This is a genomic window from Streptomyces griseorubiginosus, from assembly GCF_017614965.1.
Classification (GTDB): Bacteria; Actinomycetota; Actinomycetes; order Streptomycetales; family Streptomycetaceae; genus Streptomyces; species Streptomyces griseorubiginosus_B.
Map to the genome: position 1 here is coordinate 1 of NZ_WVUG01000344.1, position 8,979 is coordinate 8,979.

Here is an 8,979-nt window from a genome sequence, read left to right on the forward strand (position 1 = left end):
CCCTTGTCGCCCCCACCGAATGGGGCGAACTCGCCCGCCCCGGAACCCCGCTGCACTGGGTCGTCCTCAACGTCGCCGACGGCCCCGGAAGCCGCCCCGACCCGCACTGCCTGGAGGCGGCCGGACGCCTGCGCAACGCGGGCGTCCGCGTCCTCGGTCATCTCGACGCCGCCCGCGGAGCCCGCGGCTTCGTCGAACTGGTCCATGACGCGAACCGCTACCTCGACTGGTACCAGGTCGACGGCTTCCTCCTGGACCGCTGCCCGACCGAGCGCGCCTGGCTCCCGGGGATCCACCGCACCGTCACCACCCTGCGCGCGATCCAGGAGGACGCCCACATCGTCCTCGGCCACGGCACCCATCCGTATCCCGGCTACGCCGAGTGCGCCGACCAACTGGTCACCTTCTCCGGCTCCTGGAACGAGTACCGCTGGTCGCAGGTGGCGGAGTGGACCGCCGACCATCCGCCCGAGCGCTTCTGTCACCTCGTCCACGGAGTGCCCCGCCCGCACCTGGAGGAGGCCTTGCGCATCGCCCGCTGGCAGGGCGCGGCGACCGTCTGGTTCACCGACCGCACGGACCACGGCGGCCGCACCGACCCCTGGGAGACCATGCCCGGCTACTGGGACGAAATCGTCTCGCGGATCGGGACGGGTGTCTCGGAATGAAGAAGGCCGTGGCAGTGTTACAGGGAGAACAACTGTAGTGATTGACCGATCAACGGAGTCCCCGTGTCGCTGCCACCCCTGGTCGAGCCAGCCTCTGAGCTCACCGTAGACGAGGTCCGCAGGTACTCCCGCCACCTGATCATCCCGGACGTCGGGATGGACGGGCAGAAGCGGCTGAAGAACGCCAAGGTGCTCTGTGTCGGCGCCGGCGGCCTGGGCTCGCCGGCGCTGATGTACCTGGCCGCCGCGGGCGTCGGCACCCTCGGCATCGTGGAGTTCGACGAGGTCGACGAGTCGAACCTGCAGCGCCAGATCATCCACAGTCAGGCCGACATCGGCCGCTCCAAGGCCGAGTCCGCCCGTGACTCCGTCCTCGGCATCAACCCGTACGTGAACGTGATCCTTCACGAGGAGCGGCTCGAGGCCGACAACGTGATGGACATCTTCAGCCAGTACGACCTGATCCTCGACGGCACGGACAACTTCGCCACCCGCTACCTGGTCAACGACGCGTGCGTGCTGCTGAACAAGCCGTACGTGTGGGGCTCGATCTACCGCTTCGACGGTCAGGCCTCCGTGTTCTGGTCCGAGCACGGCCCCTGCTACCGCTGCCTCTACCCGGAGCCCCCGCCGCCGGGCATGGTCCCCTCCTGCGCCGAGGGCGGCGTCCTGGGCGTGCTGTGCGCGTCCATCGGCTCCATCCAGGTCACCGAGGCCATCAAGGTCCTCACCGGCACCGGCGAGCCGCTGGTCGGCCGCCTGATGATCTACGACGCCCTGGAGATGCAGTACCGCCAGGTCAAGGTCCGCAAGGACCCGAACTGCGCGGTCTGCGGCGAGAACCCGACCGTCACCGAGCTCATCGACTACGAGGCCTTCTGCGGCGTCGTCTCCGAGGAGGCCCAGGAGGCCGCGGCCGGTTCGACGATCACTCCCAAGCAGCTCAAGGAGTGGATCGACGACGGTGAGAACATCGAGATCATCGACGTCCGCGAGATCAACGAGTACGAGATCGTCTCGATCCCCGGCGCCAAGCTGATCCCGAAGAACGAGTTCCTCATGGGCACCGCCCTGGAGACCCTCCCGCAGGACAAGAAGATCGTCCTGCACTGCAAGACGGGTGTCCGCAGTGCGGAAGTCCTCGCGGTCCTGAAGTCCGCGGGCTTCTCCGACGCCGTGCATGTGGGCGGCGGTGTGATCGGCTGGGTCAACCAGATCGAACCGCACAAGCCGGTCTACTAGACCCAGGCTCTCCCGGAAGGGGCTCGGCACCGTGCGCGCCGGGCCCTTTTCCGTCGCCCGGGCGAGAAGCGCCCCAGGTGCCTGAGCCCGGGCTACGAGGAGCAGACCTTCCCGTCCCGCGGCACCGTGCCGTCCAGCAGGTACGCGTTCACCGTCGAGTCGACGCAGTCGCTCCCTCCGTACGCCCCGTGTCCCTCGCCCTTCCAGGTGAGCTCCACACCGACGCCCCTGCCCAACTCGTCGGCCATCTTCCGGGCGCCCTCGTACGGCGTCGCCGGGTCGCCGGTGTTGCCGACCACCAGGATCGGCGCCGCACCGGCCGCGCTCACCTCCGGGGTGTCGTACTGCCCGGAGACCGGCCAGTCGTGGCACCAGCCGGCCGTGTCCCAGCCGAGGAAGTCCCCGAACACCGGCGAGATCTTCTCGAACGTCGGCAGCAGCTTCTTGGTCTGCTCGGCGGTCGGCCGCTGCCTGTCGTCCAGGCACGATATGACCCGTTGCGAGTGGGTCGTCGTGCCGTAGTGCCCGGAGGCGTCGCGTTCGTTGTAGCCGTCGGCGAGTTGCAGCAGCTCCGAGCCGTCGCCCTGGTGCGCCGCGGCCAGGGCGCTGGTCAGGGTCGGCCAGCCGGACTTGCTGTACAGAGGCAGGACGATGCCGGTGAGGGCGAGCGACTGGGTCAGCTTGCGACCGGACGAGGTCGGCAGCGGGTTCGCGTCGAGCCGCTTCACCAGGTCCGCGATCTTCCGGGTGCCCTGCTTCGGGTCCTGGCCGGTCGACTTCAGGTAGTCGTCCAGGGCCCGCTGGAACCCCCTGGCCTGGTTCTCCGCGTGCCCCACCGAGTCGGCGGTCGGGTCGACGACCGCGTCCAGGATCAGCCGTCCCACGTTCTTGGGGAACAGATGGGCGTAGACACCGCCCAGCTCGGTGCCGTACGAGATGCCGAAGTAGTGCGTCCTGGTGTCGCCGAGTACCTGGCGCATCAGGTCCATGTCGCGGGCGGTGTCGGTCGTCGACACGTGCGCCAGCAGACTCCCGGCGGCCTTCTGGCAGCCCTTGCCGAAGGAGACCGCGTCCTGGAAGTACGCGTTCTCCTCGGCCGCGGTGTCGGGTGTGGCGTCGATGTCCTCCGCGGCCTGGATGGCCTTGTCACCGCGGCAGCGCACGCCCTCGCTGGCGGCCACCCCGCGCGGATCCCAGCTCACCAGGTCGTAGCGCTCGCGCAGCTTGGACACCGTGGCCGCGTACTGCGGCATCATGGACACGCCCGAGCCGCCCGGGCCGCCGAAGTTGAACAGCAGCGAGCCTATGCGCTTGCCCCCGTTCGCCCGGGCGCGGATGAGGGCGAGGTCGATCGTGCGGCCGTCCGGCTTCGACCAGTCCAGCGGGGTCTTGAGGGTCGCGCACTGCCAGTCGCTGCCCGGGGCGGGGGAGTCCGCGGTGGCCTTGCAGCGCCCCCAGGCGAGCTTCTGCGCGGTCAGTGAGGACGGCAGCGCGGCGGTCGTACCTGAGGAGCCGGCCGGCGACGAGGCGGCCGCGCTCGTCCTGCCGCCCCCCTTGTCACCCCTGTCGTCGGACGACGAGCCTCCGCCACATCCGGCCACCAGCAGTGCGGCGGCGGCCCCGAACGCCGTCCACCGTACGAATCGCGCCATGTGCGTTCCCCCCTGAAAGGCCGTCCGCACCGTGCGGCGAACGGCTGTCCGGCCATAGTAGGCGGAGCACGCCGGACCGGCGCAGCCCTGTGGATAACCTTCTGACCTGCGCATTCAACCGGAATTCGGTCGGCCGTCAGGAGCAGACGGTTCCGGCGGGCGGCACCTTGCCGTCCAGCAGATAGCCGTTCACCGCGCTCTGCACGCACTTGTTCTTGCTGTCGTACGCGCCATGCCCCTGGCCCTTGTACGTCAGCTCGACGCCGACGCCCTTGCCCAGCGCGTCCACCATCCTGCGCGCGCCCTCGTACGGCGTGGCCGGGTCGCCGGTGTTGCCCACGACCAGGATCGGCGCGGCGCCGGGCGCGCTGACATCGGGGTGATCGGCCGCGCCCGCGACCGCCCAGTCGGTGCAGCTGACCATGCCCCAGGCGAGGAAGTCCCCGAACAGCGGAGAGGCGGCCTGGAACTCGGGCAGCTTCCCCTCCACGTACCCGGGGCTGTAGCGGGGCTTCTCGTCGGCGCAGTTGATGGAGATGTTGGCCGCGGTGATGTTGCTGTACTCGCCGTTCTGGTTGCGGCCGTTCATCGAGTCGGACAGCAGCATCAGGACCTGGCCGTCGCCCTGGTACGCCTGCTCCAGGCCCTCGGTGAGGTACTGCCAGAAGTCCTTCGAGTACAGGGCCTGCGCGATGCCGTTGGTGGCGGCGGTCTGGGTCAGCTGACGGGGGAGGATGCCGGGGATCGGCTTGCTGTCGAGGTTCTTCAGCAGGGTGGCGATACGGTCCTTCACGTCCTGCGCGCTGTCGCCGACCGGGCACGGCTCGGCCTTCGACGTGCAGTCCTCGGCGAAGTTGTCCAGCGCCAGCTGGAAGCCCTTGGCCTGTCCGAGCGAGGCCTGCTCCGGGTTCTGCGTCGGGTCGACGACCGCGTCGAAGACGGCACGGCCCACGTGCCCCGGGAACAGGTGGGCGTAGACACCGCCGAGCTCGGTGCCGTAGGAGATGCCGAAGTAGTAGAGCTTCTTGTCACCCAGGATCTGGCGCATCAGGTCCATGTCACGGGCCGCGTCCGTGGTCCGCACATGGGGCAGCACCTTCTTGGAGTGCTTCTCGCAGGCCGCGTTGAACTTCTTGGTGTTGTCCAGGTACTCGGTGCGCTCGTCGGCGTCGTCGGGGGTCGCGTCCTGCTGGAAGTAGGCGTCGAGCTGCTGGTCGTTCTCGCACTCCACGGGTGCGCTGCGGCCGACTCCGCGCGGGTCGAAGCTGACCAGGTCGTAGCGGGTGCGCAGCTTCGCGTAGTCCGCGCCGAAGGCGGGCAGCGTGGTGACGCCGGAACCGCCGGGGCCGCCGAAGTTGAACAAAAGCGAGCCGATGCGCCTGTTCGCGGCGCCGCTCGTCCTCGCCCGGATCAGCGCGATGCCGATGGTGTCGCCCTTGGGCTTGTTCCAGTCGAGAGGCGCCTTCATGGTGGCGCACTGCCAGGTGCCGCCGCCTGGCAGCGGCGAGGGGGTGTCGCCGCCGCCCTCCGCCGCGTTCGGGGCCGGGCAGTCCTTCCAGTGCAGTTTCTGCGCCGACAGGTCCCCGTCGTCGCCGTCGCCGCCGGTACAGCCGGCCAGCACGGAGGACAGCAGCACGGCGGTGGCGGTCAGCGCAGCGGCACGCGCGCGGGGAGGCTTCGGCATGCTTCCATCCTCCGCTCGCCTCCGGTCCGGCGCTCGGGGCACGGGCCGTATGAGGTACGCACGCGTACAGCCTTCGTACCCCCGGCTGTCGTACTAGAGCGCGCCCTTGCGGGAGAGCTGGTTGAAGGCCAGCCAGCCCGGCAGGACCGGCAGCCACAGCGTCAGCAGCCGGAACAGCAGCACGGCCGGGGCCGCGACCTCCTTGGGCAGGCCCACGGCGATCAGACCGACTGTCAGGGTGGCCTCCACCGCGCCGACGCCACCGGGGGTCGGCGCGGCCGAGCCGAGAGCGTTGCCGGCGAGGAAGACGACGGCGACGCTGGCGATGCTGAGCGAGGTTCCCTGCTGGCCGAAGGCGCGGATCGAGGCGTCCAGGCACATCACGAAGCAGGCGGTCAGCAGCAGCATGCCGCCGATGCCGGTGACCAGCTTCTGCGGCCGCTGCAGCACGTCCAGCATGCGCGGCACGACACCCGCGAAGAGCGAGCGCACGCGCGTGACGACGAACTTCCGCAAGAAAGGCACCGAGGTGACCACGAGGACGAGCACCGCCACGGTCAGCAGACCCGCGATGACCGTACGGGACGGCGACAGCGACGGCGTCTTCTCCGTGCCGGTCAGATAGCCGAACGACAGCAGCATCAGGATGTGGCAGCCGAGCCCGAACAGCTGCGAGGCGCCCACACTGGCGACCGCGAGCCCGGGGCGCACGCCCGCGCGTTGCAGGAAGCGCGTGTTGAGCGCGACACCGCCGACCGCGGCCGGCGCGACGATCTTGACGAACGACCCGGCGACCTGCGCCCCCACGGCCCGCAGGAACGGCACGCGCTCCGGCACGAACCCGAGCAGCGCCATCGCCGCCGCGAAGTAGCTGCCCGCCGAGAACACCACGGCCGCCAGCACCCAGCCCCACTGCGCGTTCTCGATCAGCGGCCCGAACTCGATGTGGGTGAGCTGCGTCAGCAGGAAGTACGCGCCGATGGCGCCCGCGATGAAACTGATCAGGGTGCGCGGCCGCACCCTCTCGAGCCGGGCCGGCTCGACCGGCGCCTGTGGCCTGATGAGCAGCACCTGGTGCCGGATCTGCGTCAGCAGATCCTCCTCCCGCGCTTCCTCGATGGCCTCGTCGATGGCCCGTTTCTCGGCCCGCTGCTCCGCTCGTACGGCCTTCTTGTCGGGTTTCTCGAGCGCGGAGCTGGTGTGCTCCTCGGCCGCTTCCAGACGGGCCTGCTTGGCCTGCCTGGAAGCCTCCAGGACCGCTTCCCGCTCGCGCTGGGCCCGCTCCCTGGCCAGCCTGCGCAGGGTCGCGCGGGAGGTGCGGCTGAGCGCGATGGGCTGCAGCATCGGCAGACAGTCGGCGACGGCGTCCGGGCCGAGCACGCCCACCGCCGAGGCCACCGCCCGCTCCGCACCCACCCGCAGGCCGAGCGTCACCAGGAGCTGCGAGACGTCCATGCGCAGCAGCAGATCGCCGGCCGCGATCTCGCCGACCCGCAGGTCGGTCAGGATGACCGTGCCGGAACGATCCACCAGAATCGCGTCGCCCACCAGCCTGCGGTGCGCGATGCGCCGGGACTGCAGCGCCCGTACCTGGTGCCAGGTGTCGTGCAGCAGTGCGTCGGTGATCTCGTCGTCCGCCAGGGAGTCGAGCGTGCGTCCGCCGGTGTGCTCGTAGACCAGCATCACCGCGTCGGGGCCGAGTTCGGAGGTCGCGATCAGCTTGGGGGCGTTGGCGCCGGCCGCGATGGCCGCGTACGCCAGCAGCGCCTCCTGCTCCAGGGCCTGGCGCAGCGACTGGAGGCTGCTGCGGGTGGCGAAGCCGCGCAGGGTCAGGTTGCGCCACGCGCGGTAGAAGAAGCCCTGCGCCTGCTGCTCCCGGTCGACCACCGTGACGTCCAGCGGCGGGCCGTCCTCGAGGGTGACGAAGTAGCGCCGGCCCCGGTCTCCGGTCTCCGGGTTCTCCGGCATCTCCTCGCGGGCCGCGGTCACCGGGCGGAAGCCCACGTGCCGCAGGCCCGCCATCAGCGTCCGCCCGGTGGGGCGGACGTTGGGCGAGCCGACCGCGTAGAGCGTGCCGTAGGCGATGCTCCAGCCGATCAGCACCGTCAGGATGATCGAGAACGGCGTCGTGTAGCCGGTGACGAGCATCGAGAACGCGTCGAGGAGCAGCACGATCCACAGCACCGCGCGCCAGCGGGGCCGCCGGGACATGCCGACGGCGGTCATGTACGCGATGACCGGGGCGAGATAGCCGTGCACCGGGTCGGTCAGCGCGTGGATGTCGCCGGGGGAGGGCTGGGTGAGCGCCTCCTGGATGGAGCCCGGGGCGCCCTTGGCCACCCAGAGGTCGGTCGCGAGCGTCACGCCGTGTGCCAGGACCGCCGCGAGCACACCGTCGGCGATGCGCAGCCCGTCGCGCTTGATCAGCCGCTCGATCGCGAAGGCGACCGGCACCAGCAGGATCGCGATGCTGGAGGCCAGCCCGGCGATCTTGATGAGCAGGTCGGGCGCCTGACCGGTGCCCTTGTTGATGTCCTGTTCGAGCCCCGAGGTGGTGCCGTGCGCGAACGCGGCGATGGCGAGGAGCAGGATGATCCCGAGCAGCCCCACCAGAAGGCGCATCAGGTCGGAGGGCCGGTGCACGCGCGCGGGCAGGAGCGGTTCGTCCCCCTCCACCTCGTCGATGTGGGCCTCTTCGACGAACTGCGCGTCGTCCCCGCCGGATTCCTTCCCGGAGGAGCTCTCGGTGTCGGGGCCGGTGTCCGGGCGCGACGAAGCGTCGGACGCGTTCTGCGCGTCCTCCGGGTGCACACCCTGCTGCTTCATCGTCTCTTCTTGATCTCGTATCACCGGTCACCGCTCGCATGATGGTGGCATGTCCCACCGACACACGGGGGCATCAGGGTGCGGACGCGGGGGCGCACAGTCTGCCCGAAGCCACGCGCGGGGGCGAGGGATACGCACAGTGGCCAGCGGGTCACACTGTCGGTGGGGTGCGGCAGGATGGGCCGGATGAGTGAGGAGAGCCTGCCGCCCGGGGACGGTCCGGACGCGCTGCCGGAGTACGCCGAGCGCGTCCTCGAGGTCGCCGAACTGATCCCGCCCGGGCGTGTCATGACCTACGGCGACGTCGCCGAGTGGCTGGAGGAGGGCGGCCCGCGCCAGGTGGGCCGGGTGATGGCCCTCTACGGGGGAGCGGTGCCGTGGTGGCGCGTGGTCCGCGCGGACGGCGTCCTGCTCCCGGGACACGAACTGCGCGCCCTCGACCACTACCGCGTCGAGGGCACACCGCTGAAGGAGGCGAGCAGGGCAGCCGAGGGCCATCTGCCGCGCCTCGACATGAAACGGGCGCGGTGGGACGGCGGCGGACGCGCGGAGGGTCACACCTGACAGCTTCCGCCATCGGGCGAACCCGTGTGTGACCCGTGATCCGTACGGGGGAAGCGGGGCACGTCCGTGCCATGACGTACGTTCGTGGGGCGAGGGGCGTACGTGTCGCGAGTGGCCGGAGGGAAGAAGCGGAAGCTCTGCTTCCGCGTCGTCCGTCGGCGTAGCGTCGGCTGCGCGTTCCCCCCTCACCCCCCGATCACCGCCCTGCACGCACGGTGGTCCGACAACCAGCACACCCACCAGGACCGGCGAACCACGTGAGCTCCTCTTCCTCCACCAGGCGCCTGTCGCACCCCCCGGTGCGACAGGGGAACCGTGGCGCTTACCGACTGGTGCGTACCCC

Annotated in this window: 6 protein-coding genes; 3 read left to right on the forward strand and 3 right to left on the reverse strand. The window is 70.4% G+C overall.

The genetic code is table 11. The features are described from left to right. The coding region (locus GRC12_RS38070; RefSeq protein WP_208784843.1) for a spherulation-specific family 4 protein at positions 1 to 668 on the forward strand (668 nt) is incomplete at its 5' end. 63 nt (positions 669 to 731) lie between these two features. Then, positions 732 to 1,910: an adenylyltransferase/sulfurtransferase MoeZ gene (moeZ, locus tag GRC12_RS38075; protein ID WP_208784845.1), complete on the forward strand. Its 1,179-nt coding sequence runs from the start codon at positions 732 to 734 to the stop codon at positions 1,908 to 1,910. 92 nt (positions 1,911 to 2,002) lie between these two features. Here moeZ and GRC12_RS38080 read toward each other — a convergent pair whose 3' ends face one another. The 3 genes from GRC12_RS38080 to GRC12_RS38090 all read right to left on the reverse strand — a co-directional run bounded on the left by GRC12_RS38080 (position 2,003) and on the right by GRC12_RS38090 (position 8,072). Next, positions 2,003 to 3,562, reverse strand: coding sequence for an alpha/beta hydrolase (locus GRC12_RS38080; RefSeq protein WP_208784847.1), 1,560 nt, complete (start codon positions 3,560 to 3,562; stop codon positions 2,003 to 2,005). Positions 3,563 to 3,698: 136 nt separating this feature from the next. Then, positions 3,699 to 5,246, reverse strand: a complete 1,548-nt coding sequence (locus GRC12_RS38085; protein ID WP_208784849.1) for an alpha/beta hydrolase — start codon at positions 5,244 to 5,246, stop codon at positions 3,699 to 3,701. Between the two features lie 93 nt (positions 5,247 to 5,339). Beyond that, positions 5,340 to 8,072, reverse strand: coding sequence for a lysylphosphatidylglycerol synthase domain-containing protein (locus tag GRC12_RS38090; RefSeq protein WP_208784851.1), 2,733 nt, complete (start codon positions 8,070 to 8,072; stop codon positions 5,340 to 5,342). A 186-nt stretch (positions 8,073 to 8,258) separates the two neighbouring features. Here GRC12_RS38090 and GRC12_RS38095 point away from each other — a divergent pair, with 186 nt between their 5' ends. After that, positions 8,259 to 8,636 carry an MGMT family protein gene (locus tag GRC12_RS38095; RefSeq protein ID WP_208784853.1) on the forward strand — a complete coding sequence of 126 codons (378 nt, stop codon included), beginning with the start codon at positions 8,259 to 8,261 and terminating at the stop codon, positions 8,634 to 8,636. The last annotated feature ends 343 nt before the right edge of the window (positions 8,637 to 8,979 follow it).